The following is a 14729-nucleotide window of genomic DNA, read 5'->3' on the forward strand; positions in this document are numbered from 1 at the left end:
GCATAACGGCCGACCGAGCCCACCTTATGAAGGTGGCTGTTCCGGGCTGTCGGGCATGTTGATGTTGCCCGGCTCGATCCGGTTGAGGTGCAGGAACTGCATGTGCAGTTCGTACTGGTCGAGGATGTCGCCGATCACCTGATCGCGGGTGTAGCCCATCAGGTCGTAACCCTGGCTACCCTCGAGCAGATAAACCTCCAGCCGGTAGTAGCGCGAGTCGGCATGCGGGGCGTGCATCGCGAATCCAGGCGTCGAGAAGCCCTGACTCCAGATCTGGTAGGTGAAGTTCTGCTCGTCCTCGAAGTCGACGTTGAGCGACATGTAGTCGTCGCCATTCTGCACGCCTTCATTAATTTCGACGAATACGCCTTGCTCCTGCAACGAATCGCGTACGGCTTCCATGGCCGGCTTACAGGTTTCGTCCATGAAGCGCCGCGCCTGCTTCTTGCCAGGAAAGCTCATGGCGCGCCGGAGACGCTGCTGCCAGTTGCGGGTATCGCGTTCTCCACCGCCACCGGTACGCCCGGAAAGTTGGCCGGCCAGGCTCAGACGCCGGCTGTCTTCCTTGAAGGCCTCGAGCTTCAGTGCTTTGAGCAGTCCTGCCATCATGAAGAACAGCACGACCGAGAACGGCAAGCCGGTGATCACCACCGCACTCTGCAGCGTCGTTAGTCCCCCAGCGAGTATCAGCGACAGGGTCAGCACACCGATCACCGCCGACCACAGAATGCGCATCCAAATCGGCGCGTCGCTGTTGACGTTCTTGAGCTTCGAGGTGAAGTTCGAGAGTACCAGCGCCCCGGAGTCCCCGGAGGTAATAAAGAACACGATCGCCAGAATACTCACCGCCGCAGTAGTCAGGATTGGCAGCGGATACGATTCGAGGAACAAGTAGATCCCCGCAGGCGGATTGTTCATCACTTGCTCGCCGAACTCGCTGGCGCCGTTCATCGCCATGTCGATGGCACTGTTACCCAGCAACGACATCCACAGGAACATGAAGATGATCGGCAGCGTCATGGTACCGAGCACGAAGGTGCGGATGGTACGGCCACGCGAGATACGCGCCAGGAACAGCCCGACGAACGGACCCCAGGCAATCCACCAAGCCCAGAAGAACAGCGTCCAGCCGTTCAGCCAGCCGGTCGGCCGGTCGAAGGCATAGGTATTGAACGACAGGCTGACGAAGTTGGTCAGGTAGTCGCCGATGTTCATCACCAGCGCATTGAGCAGGAAGATCGTCTTGCCGGCGAACAGCACGAACAGCAGCAGCAATACCGCGAGCAGGATGTTGAACTCGGAAAGGCGGCGGATGCCACGCTCCACCCCGGTCACCGCGGAGATGGTCGCGAACAGCACGATGCCCAGTACCAGCACCACCTGGGTCCAGGTGCCTTTTGGGATGCCGAACATATAGTCCAGCCCGAAGTTGAGCTGGATGACCCCGATCCCAAGGCTAGCGGCAATGCCGAAGACCGTGCCCATCACGGCGGCGGTATCGACCACGTGGCCGATCATGCCGTAGATCCTGTTACCGAAGATCGGGTAGAGCGCGCTGCGGATGGTCAGCGGCAGGTTGTGCCGGTAGCTGAAGAAGGCCAGCGCCATGCCCACCAGGGTATAGATTCCCCAGCCGGAAAGCCCCCAGTGCAGGAAGGTCAACTCCATGGCGTGACGCGCCGCGGCGACCTGATCCTCGGGCGCGTTAGGCGCGTTGTAGAACTGCGTCAGCGGCTCGGCCAGCGCGAAGAAGATCACCCCGATGCCGATCCCCGCAGAGAACAGCATCGCCGACCACGAGAAGATATTGAAGTCGGGTCGTGAGTGTTCAGGCCCTAGGTGTCGGGTCCCGTGTGATTGACTACCCGCTTGGTAAATAACTCAGGACGCTTGGTCTGCCATTCCTTCATCATCGCAATCGGTGATTGATGGTGCAGCGCCTTCTGCGGGATGTGGTGATTGTACAGCCAGGTGTAGCGTTTGAGCGTCTGCTCCAGGTCCTCGCCTGAGGTATAGCGCCGAGTCGCCAGCACATCGCTGATACGGCCGTTGAAGCGCTCCACCATGCCGTTTGTCTGCGGTCTTCCCGGCTTGATCAGACGGTGCTCGATACCAAGGGCCTGGCACTCTTGGTCAAACGGGTGATTCCCGCTGGGCTTGCGCTCCCCCGCCCGCGTGAAGCGATCGGTGAATGACTTGCCGTTGTCGGTCAGTACCGTCTGGACCTGGAAGGGAGCCTTCTCCTCCACCCGCTTCATGAACGCCCGCGCATCCTTCGCGGACTGGCTGCGTCTCACCTCCAGATGGACCCAGCGCGTGGCGCGATCGATGGCGACGTACAGGTAGCGTTTTTGCTCCTCATCGGGCATCCGGGGCAGGTGCTTGATGTCGATGTGCACGTAGCCCGGCTCATAATCTTTGAAGGGCTTGTGCCGGGGTTTCTCATCGTCGCCCGCGTCCCGTCTAGACAGCTCTGCCAGTGTCGGCACCTCGCGCCGCTTGAGCATGCGATGCAGACCAGAACGCGACAAGCCAGGATTGAGGAACTCACGCGCCACGACGAGCAGATCATCCAGGCCGAGGCGCAGGAATTCGCGCGCCGCGATCAGCACCTCTTCCTGTTCGGAAGTGAGCGTGGCCAGCAGGTTGTGACGCGTGTGCGGTCGGTCCTGGACATCGTCACGGTACCGCCAGCGCCGGATGGTCGAGACGGCGACGCCGTACTGGCGTGCTAGCTCGCTGTCGCTGATGCTGGAAGGCGCTGCCTGGATCTCGGCCCGGATCTTCGGAGTGGTGGTCGCCTGTTTATGTAGCTTGATGTCCATATCCTTGCTCCCGGATGAACTGGTGAAGAAGCTCCTTGGCGGCCAGCAAAGGATAACTTCTATAGCTCATCTGATCATCCGGGACCCTACACCTAGGCGAATATTGCCGTAGCGCGAGAACCCTAGGTAGATCACGAAGACCAGGTAGATCACCACGGTCAGAAAGTAGTACCAACCGAAGGTATTGGAGATCCAGCCGAGGATGGCATTGATGACCGTATTGGCCTGGTCGGTGGCTATCATGGCCCACAGCGAGAAGGCGACGATACCGACCACCGAGCTGTAGAACACCGGCCCATTGAGGCGATCGCGTGACGGCGCCTCATTATTGGATTGTGTCGTCATAAGAGTTCCTGATCTGGTTCAGGCAAGGTTTGCGTTCACGGCAGCAGACGCACGACTCGGCACGCCGCTTCTACTAGCTTAGAAGCAATACGGAAAAGTGCCGTTTATTGAACAGGCGTATAAAGAAAACAATTCTTTATGCCTCAGTCAAGCCTTGTGCCGCGTATCGGCCATCGCGCATAGAAAAACTCATGCCCCATCGCCCACGGGCGAAGCAAGTGCATACTTCCCCCTCCTCTACCGAAAACGCTATCCTATTACGCTTTTTTCACAGGTAGCGGTAAAGCGCTTGGCAAGCGTTTTGTTATGTTATAACCTCCCCGTCATTCAAAGGAGTTGTTATGCCACATCGTCACCGCCCGGATGGGCCTTGTCACTTTTCACTGATGTCGATGGGCGCCGGGCGCCGCGTGCTTTTGGCACTGCTGCCGCTGGGCCTGTTGTGGTTGGCCGTGGCGTGGGCCATGGGAGCCTTTGCATGAGCCGCTTGACGCTCGAGGATCTAACACTCGCCCAAGGCGGGCGCACGGTGCTGGAGAACGTCAGCGGGACGTTCGAGGATGGCGCGATCACCGCGCTGGTCGGTGCCAATGGGGCCGGCAAGAGCACCTTGATCCAGGCGATCATGGGGTTACTGTCGCCGCTTTCCGGCCATGTGCATTGCTCCATGCCCAAGGAGCGCCGCGCCTGGCTGCCGCAACAGCTAGCGCTGGATCTCACCTTCCCGATGAGCGTCGAGGAGTTGATGCTGACCGGGCGCTGGCCCACTCACGGCACCTTCAAACGCTACGGCCCGGACGACTACCGACACATGCATGGGGTCATGCAGCGCCTGGGGCTGAGCGGCCTGGCGCACCGACCGCTCGGCGAGCTTTCCGGTGGCCAGCGTCAGCGGGCGCTACTCGGTCGCACACTGATGCAGGAGGCGGAACTGCTGCTGCTCGATGAGCCCTTCGCCAATGTCGATACGCACACCGTGGAGATTCTCTGCGACAGCCTGCGCGACGTCGCCAATGCCGGCGCCACGGTCATCGTCGTCTTGCATGACATGGAGCAGCTGGCACGCCTGGCGGATTGCGTACTGCTGCTGGCGGGTGGCCACGGCCAGTGGGTCGAGCCGGCCACACTGCTCGAGCGGCATCATGCGCCAGCGCGCCGCCACGCGCATACCCAGGCGCCTTTTATTTCCCTGAACCTGCCGGACGTGCCGCCATGCTCGACCTATTGACCACGCTGGATGCGTGGCTCATCGCCCCGCTGACCGATTACGCCTTCATGCGCCGCGCGCTGGTCGGCGGCCTGGCGCTGTCGTTGGCAGCACCTCCCTTGGGCGTGTTCCTGATGCTGCGCGGCATGAGCCTGGTCGGCGATGCCATGGCCCATGCGGTACTGCCGGGCGTGGCACTGGGCTTCGTGCTGGCGGGGTTCTCGCTACCGGCGATGAGTCTCGGCGGCCTGGTGGCCGGCCTGTTGGTGGCCGGGCTGGCGGGCAGCGTGTCGCGTATGACCGGCCATCGCGAAGACTCGGCAATGGCTAGCTTCTATCTGATTTCTCTGGCGCTGGGGGTCATGCTGGTCTCGCTACGCGGGAGCAGTGTCGATCTCACCCATGTGCTGTTCGGCTCCATCCTCGCCATCGACGACACCGCGCTATGGCTGATCGCCTCGGTGGCCAGCGCTACGCTGCTGGTCATGGCACTGATCTTCCGCGTGCTGGTGGTCGAATGCCTCGATCCGCTTTTCCTGCGCGGCCAGGGGATTCGCGGCGGCCTGGTGCATGGCGTTTTTCTAGGGCTGATGGTGCTCAACCTCACCGCCGGTTTTCAGACGCTGGGCACGTTGATGGCGGTGGGCCTGATGATGCTGCCCGCCACCACTGCACGCTTCTGGTCGCAGCGGCTGGAGGGCTTGATCGGCTTGTCCATCCTCATCGCCATGGTCTCGAGCACCGGCGGCCTGCTGGTCTCGTATCATCTGGGCCTGCCCTCCGGCCCGTGCATCATCCTGGTCGCCGGCCTTGCCTATCTCGCCTCGGCGCTGTGTGGTCGTCACGGCAGTCTGCTGGCACGCGTACGGCGTCGCGCCACGCCGTTGGAAACAGACGAGAAAACTTGCACGCCATCATGAGCCTGACCGGCCTTATCACCGACAAGAGGGAAACTGCATGTCCAAGTCTTTGACGTTACTGCTCGGCGCCGCCGTCCTGACGCTTTCCAGCGCAGCGCGTGCCGAGGCGCCGTTGAACGTCGTCGCCAGCTTCAGCATTCTCGGTGATATGGTCGAGAACATCGGCGGCGAGCATATCGACGTCACCACCCTGGTCGGCCCGGATGGCGATGCCCATGTCTTCTCCCCCAGCCCCACCGATGCACGCGCCGTGGGCGAGGCCGACCTGTTCGTCGTCAACGGCCTGCATTTCGAAGGCTGGCTGGACCGCCTGGTGGAGGCCAGCGGTTATGCAGGGCCGGTCGTCATCGCCAGCCAGGGCATCGACGCCCTGAGCTTCGACGAAGAGCGCGAAGAACACGCGAACCACGACCACGACCACGACCACGACCACGATGATAGCCATGGTGCTGACCAAGAGCATGGCCCGGAAGACCCGCATGCCTGGCAGGACCTGCAAAACGGCAAGCGGTACGTGGAGAACATCCGTGACGCGCTCGTCGAGGCGGACCCCGCCCACGCCGATGACTATCGCCGCAACGCCGGGCAATACATCGAGGCCATCGACGCTCTGGATAACAAGGTTCAACAGCGGATCGGCGAGATTCCCGAGGCCAATCGCGTGCTGATCACCAATCACGATGCCTTCGGCTATTTCGCCAATGCCTATGGGCTGGACGTGCTCTCCCCGGTAGGACTCTCCACCGCCGCAGAGCCCAGCGCCGCCGATATGGCCAAGCTGATCCGACAGATCCAGGAACGCGACGTCCAAGCGCTATTCCTGGAAAACATGACCAATCCGGCACTTCTCGAACAACTCGCGGACGAAACCGGCGTCGCCATCGGCGGCACGCTCTATGCGGGCGCCCTGGCCAGTGACGGCGAGGCCAGCACTTACCTCGGCATGTTCAAACACAACGTCGACGAGCTGACGCAAGCCCTCGACGACTGAGCCCCTCCGGAAACGACAAAGGGCGGTGCCAAGGCACCGCCCTTTTGCGTATCGCTTACCAGTGTGGCCTTACAGATCGAATGCTTCTTTCACCACCGGCCAAGCGGGCTCGCCGTCACGCGTGGTGACGCCATCGAGGAAGCCTTCCACTTTATCGGCGTTATCGCGCATCCAGGCGATGGCGGCTTCGTCCTTGGGCATTTCGTCCTGATCGTAGCGGCGAATCATGTCGCTCTGATCGTCGGCGGTGAAGTCCAACTGATCGAGCAGTCTGGTGGCGTTGGAGTGCGCCTCGGAGAATTCCTTCGTGACCAAGGTGCGCACATCGCTGCGGCCACCGTCTTCGCCCCATAGGTCTTTCGGGTCGTCGAGGTAGGCGAGATCATACTTGATGTTCATCCAGTGCGGCGTCCAACCAGCGAAGACGATCCATTCCTGGTTGTTGATGGCACTGTCGGCGGCGCCCAGCATGCCCGGCGTGGAGGTCTCGGAAAGCTCCCAGTCGCCCAGGCCGTACATGTCGCTGTCGACGCCAGCGTTGAGCTGCTCGCTCATGCCCGTGCCGGTCTCGATGGAATACACCGTGCGGCCGAAGCGCTCGGCGTTTTCCGGGGTGTCGAGGTCCTCGGCGGAGGTCACGCCGGCCTCGGCCACATAACGGGGCACCGCAAAGCCGATGCGCGCGCCGTCGACGTTATTACCCAAGTCGACCAGGGTGCCTTCCTCCATGGCCTTGTCGTACATACCTTGCTGTGCTGGCAACCAGCCCGCCAGGAAGGCGTCGAGCTCATTTTCGTTGAGCGCTTGATAGGTGATGGTGGTACCGAGTTGTTCTTGCTGTGGCGTGTAGCCCAGCGTCTCGAGTAGTTGCGCGGCGAGTTCGGTCTTCACCGTGACGCCTGGCCACGGCGGCACTGAAAAGCGCACCTCGGTCGTATCGTCCTGGGCCTGCGCCATTCCAAGCGGGGCAGCAGCCAGACAAGCGCCGAGTAGCACGGCACGTGTACCGCGAGAGACCAGAGAAGGTGATGCGTTCATGCCAGTTCTCCTTACCTAATTGGTTTTTATTGGGAGCGCGCGGCATGATAACACTGTTTTATGTGAGTGCGATTTCTAGACGATCACCCCTCTCGGCGGCCTCGAACGCTCAGGCATCGAGCGGATGCGGCGGGTGCTCGCGCTGCTCCGGAGGCGGAGGAAAGTACTGGTAAAGCCAGGTTTCACTCAGCGCATCGCCGTCGCCTTCCAGGACCATTCTCATATCGATGGGATCGACCGAATCCTCCGTGGGATACCAATCGAAAATCACGCGAATGCCCTCGAACTCTTCGACCTGAAAGATCTGAATGTCGCTCGTCTTGCCGCGCGACACGTCCAGCTGCGCCATGATCGGGGGGCCGTTCTTGGCAATACGCAGGATGTCGCCGCCCACGTAATCCACCGCGAAGCGCCGCGCCCACTCCTCAGGATAGTGCTCGCCGGGCGCCCAGCCTTCGGTGAAGTCCCCCATGCCGCTGCGGGTCGCACGGATACGCGCAAGATCCGTGGTCACCGGCGCTTGCGCACTCCAGTAAAGACGATATGTGAAGTTCAGGGAATCGCCCGGCTCGACGGCTTTGCTGGGCTTCCAGAACGCCACCACGTTGTCCATGGTTTCGCCAGTGGTGGGAATCTCCATCATCTGAATCTCGCCCTTGCCCCAGTCATTGCGCGGCTCGACCCAGAGGCTGGGACGCTCATGGTAATTGCCGATCACGTCTTCATAAGCGTCGAAATCACGCTCCGTCTGCAACAATCCAAAGCCCTTGGGTGCATCGTCGGCGAATGAGTTGTACTGCAGTTTCGGCGGATTGTTGAGCGGCCGGCAGACCCATTCACCGTTGCCGCGCCACATCGTCAAACGGTCGGAGTCGTGAATCTGCGGATGAATGGTGTCGCACATGCGCCGCTGGTGCGTGCCGCAACTGAACATGCTGGTCATCGGTGCGATTCCCAGCTGTTCGATAGCCTCACGCGGATAGAGGTGCTTGTCGATCTCCATGACCACGCGCTCAGCCTCGCAGTGGATGACGAAGCGATAGGCACCGGCCACCTTGGGCGAGTCGAGCAGGGCATAGGCGGTAAAGGTGGTGCTGTCCGGTTCGGGCGTCTCCAGCCAGAAACGCGTATAGGTGGGGAACTCCTCGTCCTCCGACTCGGCAAAGGTATTGACCGCCAGGCCGCGTGCCGAGATGCCGTATTGGTAGGTGTCGTCCACCGCGCGGAAGTAACTGGCGCCGAGAAAAGAGACGATGTCGCGCTCGGTCAGCGAGGGCGCCTTGAAGACACGGAAGCCGGCAAAGCCCAATGTGTCCTCGCCCTCGAGCTGGGCTACGTCGACATCCGCATCGTCGTAGCGAAAGATCTCGGGGTCGAAGTGGATCTCGCGAGCCTGGTGAGAATCCGGATCGAGGGCGTACATGCGCACGGGTTGATTGAACCCCATGCCCACGTGGAAGAACTGCACGTCGAGCTCGCCATCGAGACCGTGCCACAGCGAATGCCCCGGATCGTAACCGATGGCGTTGTAATCCTGCGGGGTCATATTCGCCAGCGTCGAGGGCAACTCACGTACGTTATTTTGATAGCTGGAATTGGCCATTTCCTTGGCCAGGCGCTGCAACCATTCGAAGCTGAATTCGCTTGGCTCGCCATCGGCGATCTCGGGCATGTCGCGCGTCGCCGCCAGTAGCGGCGCGGCGGGCAGTCCATAAAAGGCCGCCAAGGCCAGCGAGCGCTTGAGTAAGGTGCGTCGATCCATCATAGAGCGTCTCTACCAAGAAGGTGGGAGTTCCTTGCCAAACACCTTTATCAGACGTTACCCGAGGCAAACGGTTCCCGCATCATGCCACGCTTGCGTACTTTCAACGTAACCGCGCCACCCTGACGAATACGCATAAAAAACCCGGTGCCATGCGGCACCGGGCGTTCGACGCTGGTCGCGCGTCGTGGCGTTACTGGCCAAGTTCCTTGGAGAGCTCCGGCTGGACGACCTCGATCCAGTAGCCGTCGGGGTCTTTGACGAAGGCCACGTCCTTCATCTTGCCTTCGTCGGGGCGCTTCTTGAATTCGACCTGGTTGGCGTCGAACCACGCCACCGCGGCGGACAGGTCCGGCACCGAAAAGCAGATATGCCCGAAGCCCTGTGGCTCGGCATTGCCGTCATGGTAGGCAAAGCCTTCCTGGTCCTCGGTGCCCCAGTTGTGGGTCAGCTCGAGGATGCCCTTCTGCGCGAAGGTATAGGCGTTGCGCTCGGCGGTGTCTTTCGGCACGGCGTCGTTGTCGTCCACGTTGGCCAGAAAGTACAGCGAGAACTGCATTTCCGGAAAGTCGAGCTTACGCAGCACACGCATTCCGAAGACTCGCGAGTAGAACGCCAGCGAACGCTCGGGGTCCTTCATGCGCAGCATGGTGTGGTTGAAGCGAAACCCTTGGGTTTCGGCCGACGGCGTTTGCACGCCGGGGTACTGTTCGCCCTGAAAACTCATGGCGTCCTCCTGATCGCGGAAATATGAGTCAGTGTTTCGTTGGGAGGGAAGATGAGGGCACTCGATGAAATTTCCAGGGGGCCGTTGGCGAGCGAGGGCCTGCACCATTAGACAAATGTCGCACGGGCTGTGATAATTCGCAGCCTAATATTTATCTCGCTTTTTCCCTGATTGCCTCGGCCACGCGGTCGGGGCCGGATGACGTTATGTTGCGCATTTCCACCGACCATTGGCTATTGGCGTTACGCACGGTGTTGGCCGTCTGGCTGGCGCTGTTTCTGTCGCTACGCCTGGATCTCTATCAACCCGCGTGGGCCATACTCGCGGTGATGATCGTGACCCTGCAGCCGGTCATGTTTACCGGTGGCACTCCGCCGATCGGCATCATCATCGGGCGCAGCATCGCGCGCTTCTTCGGCACCTTGTTCGGGGCCGTGGCCGGCCTGGTGCTGATCGCGCTGTTCGGTCAGCAGCCGATGCTGTACCTGCTGTTCGCTGGGGCCTGGCTGGCGTTCTGCATGTATTGGGTGATGCTCGAACAAGACGAGTATTGGGGCTACGTGATGATGCTCAGTGGCTATACCGCCACGCTGGTATCGCTGACCGCCCTTGGCACCGGGGTCGATGACATCTGGACCATCGCTCAGGCGCGCTTCACGGAAACCGCCCTGGGTATCGGCTGCGGCTTGCTCATGCACGTGCTGATCGCGCCACGTTTCGGCAGCCGTGACCTGCCCGGGGCGTTGTCGACCTTGTTGAGCGACGCCGCCGACGACACCCTGGCGGCCCTCGACGCGCAGCGCCCACACGAGACACGCGCCCAACACTTGAAGGCGTTGTTGAGCCGCCATCAGCGGTTCGAAAAATCGCGCGGGCTGACGCGCCTCGAAACCCGCCGCCTGAGCCACTTCATCCCCGCGCTGGACCGCTTCGCCAGCGACAGCCTGGCGCTGATTACCGCCATTCGCGAACTGGAAGTCGCCTTGGATTACCTGCGCGAGTGCGACGATGGCGACCGCTGGCTGGCACATTTACGTGAAGACAGCGTGGCCTGGCTGCGCGCCGTGACCGAGCATCACGAGGCCGCCCCCGAGGGCCGACCCACGCTGACGCCCTTCGCCTGGGATACCCACGCCGTCGCGCCGCGCAGCCGTGTCCGTGCGGAACTGGTGCGCCAGCGCCTGGGCGAGGTCCTGGGCTTGCTGCAACACGGTCGCCAACTGCGCCATGCCCTGGAAAAACCGGCCTCCTCGCGCGTGCACTCCCTGCCCCGGCGGCGGCGCTCGCGAGCCACCCACAACGAGCACTTCGTGGCTCGCTACAACGCCCTGCGCGTGTTCGTCGCCTTCGAACTGCTGGGCCAGTTCTGGATTCATAGCGGCTGGCAATCCGGCTATCTGGCGATGATGCTGCTGGGCGTTTTCACCATGCTGTTCGCCAAGGCGCCCAACCCCGCCGCGGTGGTCTACCAGTTCCTGTGGGGCACGCTCGCCGCCGTCACGCTGGGCGGCATACTGCTGTTTCTGATCTTCCCAATCATTAGTGGCTTTCCGCTGCTGGCCATCGCCATCGGCATCCCGGTGATGATCGGCACGCTGCTCACGACGCGCCCCCGCTGGGCGGCCATGGGGCTCTCCGGGGCTGTCACGCTAATGACGCTTTTGAATCTGCACAGCACTTACACCTTCTCGCCCGCGACCTACATCAACGGCGGGGTGGCCTCGATCATCGGCACTACTACGGCGATGCTCACCTATTCGCTGATGCGCCAGCGTTCCCCTGCCGAGCGCATTCGCACGCTGATGGGCGCCTATTGGCAAGGATTGGCACGCCTGATGCGCGAGACCTCGCTGCCCAATCGCGCGCGCCTGGAAAGCCGCTTGTACGATCGCCTGGGGCGCATCGTCGCCCTCGGCGGTAGCGACGACAACGTGCGCGAAGCCGTCGACCTGCATGCCCTCGCCTTGTGCGTGTGGCGTATTCGCCGCCTACGCGAGGCGCTCGGCCCGCACCGCGCGGATATCGAGGATTGGCTGGACGACATCGGCGCCCGCCTCACGGCTCACCAGCACCATGCGCCGGCGGTGTGGGAGCAGCTTTCCGATCAGGCGCGGGCATGGGTGGATACGCTCTACCATGAGCCGAAGATTCCCGTCGCCACCGTCGGCGAGATGGCCATGCTCGGTCATCTCATGCGCACTGCCCCCGGCGCGGGTCTGGAAGCGCAAAAAGACACCAGCACGCCCCCCACCGACACACATCGAGAGGAGGCACCTCATGCTGGCTGAGTGGTCATTGCTGGGTTTTTTGGTACCGCCGCTGGCGTTACCCGTACTCATCGCCCTTGGGCTGTACCTCCTGCTGAGGCGGGTGTTCGTGCGCCTGGGGCTCTATCACTGGTTCTGGCAGCCCGTGCTGCTGGATATCGGACTTTACGCACTGTTGTTGTGGTCGGTGCTCGCCCTCGCCGGCGCCCTGCCGATCGCGCCTCCAAAGGAAGGATGAGGTTATGACCCTACCCGCAAGCGTTCGCAAGATCATGCGACCGCTGCTGACTCTCGTGATCCTCGCCCTGGCCGTCGTCGCCATCGCGCAGATCTGGCAGCACTACATGCATGATCCCTGGACACGCGATGGCCGCATCCGGGCCGATGTAGTCAACCTGGGCACCGATGTCACCGGCCTGGTCGAGAACTTGCAAGCCGAGGACAACGACTACGTCGAGGCTGGCGAGGTATTGTTCACCATCGATCGCCAGCGCTATCAGTTGGCGCTGGACAACGCGCGCGCCAACCTGAACCGCCTACAGCAGCAGCGCGACGAGGCCCGCGCGGCCAATGCCCGCCGCCAGAAGCTCAAGGACTATGTGTCTCAAGAGAACAAGGACGATGCGCGCTTCTCCCTGGCAACCGCCCAGGCCGAAGTCGAGCAGGCCAAGGTCGAGGTCGAGCAAGCGCAGTTGGACCTCAAGCGCGCTACCGTCCGGGCGCCGGTAGATGGCTATGTCACCAACCTGCTGCTACGTCCGGGGCAATACGTCTCGGCAGGCGAGGATGCGCTGACGCTGGTCGACGCCAACAGCTTCTATGCACTGGGCTATTTCGAGGAAACCAAGCTCGACGACGTACACATCGGCGCCCCGGCCCGGGTAAAACTGATGTCTAATGACACCCCCATCTGGGGGCACGTCGACAGCTACGCACGTGGCATCTCCGACAACAGCCTGAGTAACCAGAATAGCGGGCTCGCCGCAGTGAATGCCTCGTTCGACTGGGTGCGACTCTCGCAGCGCATTCCCGTACGCATCGAGTTCGACCACCTGCCCGACGACGTCAAACTCTCCGCCGGGCTCACCGCCACCGTCTACCTCAACGAGACCCGCGAGGACGCCAACGACACCCCCGGTTGGCAACGCACCCTCACCCGCTGGTGGGAATCGCTGGTCAGTATTTGATGCCGCATCGCCCCGGTTGTGACCTTATGGCACAAGCGGGGCTAGGCACGCTCAGGTCGACCCTTCATTGCTCTCTTCCTCCAGCTCCAGCTCCAACGCCAGTTCCAGTTGCCCTTCTTCCTGCGCGGCTTCTTCCGTCCAGGCCGTACCCAGCGGCGTGGTGTCCGAGGCCACCATCACGTAGTGGCCCTGCTCGGGCGATTCGCTGGTGGGATAGTGGCGAATGCAATAAAGCCCGAACAGCACCATGACGATGTGCATGACGGCCAGGTCCCACAGGAAGCCATCCGGCCCCAGCCATTCCATCAGCACCCCGGCGCTGGCCGGCCCGAGAATGGCGCCGATGCCCAACGCCAGGACGAGACTCGCACTGGCCGCCACGGTCTGCTGGTCGGTCAGGAAGTCATTGGCGCAGGCCAGAAAGATCGAGTAGAGCGTGAGCGTCGTCGCGCCCAGCAACGCCCCGAGCAGCGTCAATGCCATCGGCGACCAGCCGCTGACGAGCGCGCCGGCCAGCGACAGCACCACCGCGACCAGGGCGACACCGACGATCACCCACTGCCGGTCGACCTTGTCGGATAACTTGCCCAGCGGCCACTGCAAAAGCGCGCCGCCGAAGATGAAAACGCTCATGAAGACCGACACCTGGGCGACGCTCAAGCCGCTGTTGGTGGCAAACACAGCGCCCATGCCGAAGACGGCGCCATTGGTGATACCGGTCATGAAGCAGCCCACCGTGCCCAGCGGCGAGAGCCGATACAGCGCACGCAGGCTCATCGCCTCGGGCTGGCTGAGTTCGGGCTGCGGCGTGTAGCTGATCAAGATCGGCACCAGGGCGAGCGAGACCAGGATCGACACCAGCAGGAACAGCGCCATGCCCGACGGATCGGCACTGCCCAGCAGCAGTTGCCCGCCACCCATGCCGAGATAGCTGATCACCATGTAGATCGCCAGCAAGCGCCCGCGCAGCCGGTTGGAGGCATAACCGTTCAGCCAGCTCTCGGCGACCACGTAGAGTCCGGCATAGGTGAAACCGGTGACGAAGCGCATGGCCGCCCAGACCATGGGCTCGACGAACAGGGCGTGAATCAGAATCGCCACCGAGGTAATCGATGCCAGCGCCGCGAAGACCCGCACATGACCGACCTCGCGCAGCTTGCGGGGTGTCAGCACCGAGCCCAGCAAAAAGCCCACGAAGTAGGACGACATCACCAGCCCCGTCACCATGTTGCCGAAATCCGCCGCCGAGGCCCGCACCCCGAGTAGCGAGCCCTGCAGGCCATTGCCCATCATTAGAAGCCCCACGCCGAGCAGCAGCGTCCATAGACTCCAGGCGGCGGACAACGTGGTGGGACGATTGGTGGCGGCCTTCATCGCAGGCTCCCGGTCGGTGAAACAATCGCGTGCGCTTTAGGATAATACTCGACCCCGACGAGGGCTACGATGGGACGCGCCACCAG

Annotated in this window: 13 protein-coding genes and 1 pseudogene; 7 read left to right on the forward strand and 7 right to left on the reverse strand. The window is 62.3% G+C overall.

Going from position 1 to position 14729, the window contains the following annotated elements; genetic code table 11:
* Positions 1 to 24: 24 nt before the first annotated feature.
* The 3 genes and pseudogenes from betT to SR908_RS07020 form a co-directional block, all read right to left on the reverse strand.
* Positions 25 to 1845 (reverse strand): annotated as a pseudogene (gene betT, locus SR908_RS07010) (choline BCCT transporter BetT); the annotation flags it as partial.
* Positions 1836 to 2825: an IS481 family transposase gene (locus tag SR908_RS07015; protein ID WP_322527376.1), complete on the reverse strand. Its 990-nt coding sequence runs from the start codon at positions 2823 to 2825 to the stop codon at positions 1836 to 1838. The pseudogene betT and the gene SR908_RS07015, both read right to left, overlap by 10 nt.
* Before the next feature lie 66 nt (positions 2826 to 2891).
* Entirely contained in the window at positions 2892 to 3170 is a 279-nt protein-coding gene (locus SR908_RS07020; RefSeq protein WP_322527391.1) for a BCCT family transporter, read from the reverse strand.
* A 341-nt stretch (positions 3171 to 3511) separates the two neighbouring features.
* Between SR908_RS07020 and SR908_RS07025 the strand changes: the two genes are divergently transcribed.
* The 4 genes from SR908_RS07025 to SR908_RS07040 are packed head-to-tail and all read left to right on the forward strand — an operon-like array spanning position 3512 to position 6288.
* Positions 3512 to 3652, forward strand: coding sequence for a hypothetical protein (locus SR908_RS07025; protein WP_246894977.1), 141 nt, complete (start codon positions 3512 to 3514; stop codon positions 3650 to 3652).
* Positions 3649 to 4398, forward strand: coding sequence for a metal ABC transporter ATP-binding protein (locus tag SR908_RS07030; RefSeq protein ID WP_246925898.1), 750 nt, complete (start codon positions 3649 to 3651; stop codon positions 4396 to 4398). Before SR908_RS07025 ends, SR908_RS07030 begins: the two co-directional genes overlap by 4 nt.
* Positions 4383 to 5297 (forward strand): metal ABC transporter permease, encoded by a 915-nt coding sequence (locus SR908_RS07035; RefSeq protein ID WP_246925895.1) that lies wholly within the window; start codon positions 4383 to 4385, stop codon positions 5295 to 5297. The genes SR908_RS07030 and SR908_RS07035 overlap by 16 nt, the downstream gene beginning before the upstream one ends.
* Before the next feature lie 37 nt (positions 5298 to 5334).
* Positions 5335 to 6288, forward strand: coding sequence for a metal ABC transporter substrate-binding protein (locus SR908_RS07040; protein ID WP_246925892.1), 954 nt, complete (start codon positions 5335 to 5337; stop codon positions 6286 to 6288).
* Between the two features lie 69 nt (positions 6289 to 6357).
* Here the strand turns inward: SR908_RS07040 and SR908_RS07045 are convergent, their stop codons facing one another.
* The 3 genes from SR908_RS07045 to gloA form a co-directional block, all read right to left on the reverse strand.
* Positions 6358 to 7326 carry an ABC transporter substrate-binding protein gene (locus SR908_RS07045; RefSeq protein WP_246925890.1) on the reverse strand — a complete coding sequence of 323 codons (969 nt, stop codon included), beginning with the start codon at positions 7324 to 7326 and terminating at the stop codon, positions 6358 to 6360.
* Positions 7327 to 7435: 109 nt separating this feature from the next.
* The gene (locus tag SR908_RS07050) at positions 7436 to 9091 is read right to left on the reverse strand and encodes a glucan biosynthesis protein (protein ID WP_281505563.1); all 1656 of its coding nucleotides are present in this window, start codon (positions 9089 to 9091) and stop codon (positions 7436 to 7438) included.
* 190 nt (positions 9092 to 9281) lie between these two features.
* A complete protein-coding gene (gene gloA, locus SR908_RS07055) occupies positions 9282 to 9815 on the reverse strand; it encodes a lactoylglutathione lyase (RefSeq protein WP_246925880.1) in 534 nt (177 codons plus the stop codon).
* Positions 9816 to 10021: 206 nt separating this feature from the next.
* On the opposite strand from gloA, the gene SR908_RS07060 reads away from it, so the two are divergent.
* The 3 genes from SR908_RS07060 to SR908_RS07070 are packed head-to-tail and all read left to right on the forward strand — an operon-like array spanning position 10022 to position 13269.
* On the forward strand, positions 10022 to 12103 hold the full coding sequence (locus SR908_RS07060; RefSeq protein ID WP_097021686.1) for an FUSC family protein: 2082 nt from the start codon (positions 10022 to 10024) through the stop codon (positions 12101 to 12103).
* On the forward strand, positions 12093 to 12320 hold the full coding sequence (locus SR908_RS07065; RefSeq protein WP_179702991.1) for a DUF1656 domain-containing protein: 228 nt from the start codon (positions 12093 to 12095) through the stop codon (positions 12318 to 12320). The genes SR908_RS07060 and SR908_RS07065 overlap by 11 nt, the downstream gene beginning before the upstream one ends.
* 4 nt (positions 12321 to 12324) lie before the next feature.
* Positions 12325 to 13269, forward strand: coding sequence for an efflux RND transporter periplasmic adaptor subunit (locus SR908_RS07070; RefSeq protein ID WP_097021684.1), 945 nt, complete (start codon positions 12325 to 12327; stop codon positions 13267 to 13269).
* 51 nt (positions 13270 to 13320) lie between these two features.
* On the opposite strand, the gene SR908_RS07075 is transcribed toward SR908_RS07070, so the two are convergent.
* Positions 13321 to 14643, reverse strand: coding sequence for an MFS transporter (locus SR908_RS07075; protein WP_246925879.1), 1323 nt, complete (start codon positions 14641 to 14643; stop codon positions 13321 to 13323).
* Between the last annotated feature and the right edge of the window lie 86 nt (positions 14644 to 14729).

Source organism: Chromohalobacter canadensis (assembly GCF_034479555.1).
GTDB lineage: Bacteria > Pseudomonadota > Gammaproteobacteria > Pseudomonadales > Halomonadaceae > Chromohalobacter > Chromohalobacter canadensis.

Coding starts and splice junctions, on each gene's coding strand:
- SR908_RS07015 (WP_322527376.1), bottom strand. CDS start 2,825: ATGGACATCAAGCTACATAAACAGGCGACCACCACTCCGAAGATCCGG.
- SR908_RS07020 (WP_322527391.1), bottom strand. CDS start 3,170: ATGACGACACAATCCAATAATGAGGCGCCGTCACGCGATCGCCTCAAT.
- SR908_RS07025 (WP_246894977.1), top strand. CDS start 3,512: ATGCCACATCGTCACCGCCCGGATGGGCCTTGTCACTTTTCACTGATG.
- SR908_RS07030 (WP_246925898.1), top strand. CDS start 3,649: ATGAGCCGCTTGACGCTCGAGGATCTAACACTCGCCCAAGGCGGGCGC.
- SR908_RS07035 (WP_246925895.1), top strand. CDS start 4,383: ATGCTCGACCTATTGACCACGCTGGATGCGTGGCTCATCGCCCCGCTG.
- SR908_RS07040 (WP_246925892.1), top strand. CDS start 5,335: ATGTCCAAGTCTTTGACGTTACTGCTCGGCGCCGCCGTCCTGACGCTT.
- SR908_RS07045 (WP_246925890.1), bottom strand. CDS start 7,326: ATGAACGCATCACCTTCTCTGGTCTCTCGCGGTACACGTGCCGTGCTA.
- SR908_RS07050 (WP_281505563.1), bottom strand. CDS start 9,091: ATGATGGATCGACGCACCTTACTCAAGCGCTCGCTGGCCTTGGCGGCC.
- gloA (WP_246925880.1), bottom strand. CDS start 9,815: ATGAGTTTTCAGGGCGAACAGTACCCCGGCGTGCAAACGCCGTCGGCC.
- SR908_RS07060 (WP_097021686.1), top strand. CDS start 10,022: ATGTTGCGCATTTCCACCGACCATTGGCTATTGGCGTTACGCACGGTG.
- SR908_RS07065 (WP_179702991.1), top strand. CDS start 12,093: ATGCTGGCTGAGTGGTCATTGCTGGGTTTTTTGGTACCGCCGCTGGCG.
- SR908_RS07070 (WP_097021684.1), top strand. CDS start 12,325: ATGACCCTACCCGCAAGCGTTCGCAAGATCATGCGACCGCTGCTGACT.
- SR908_RS07075 (WP_246925879.1), bottom strand. CDS start 14,643: ATGAAGGCCGCCACCAATCGTCCCACCACGTTGTCCGCCGCCTGGAGT.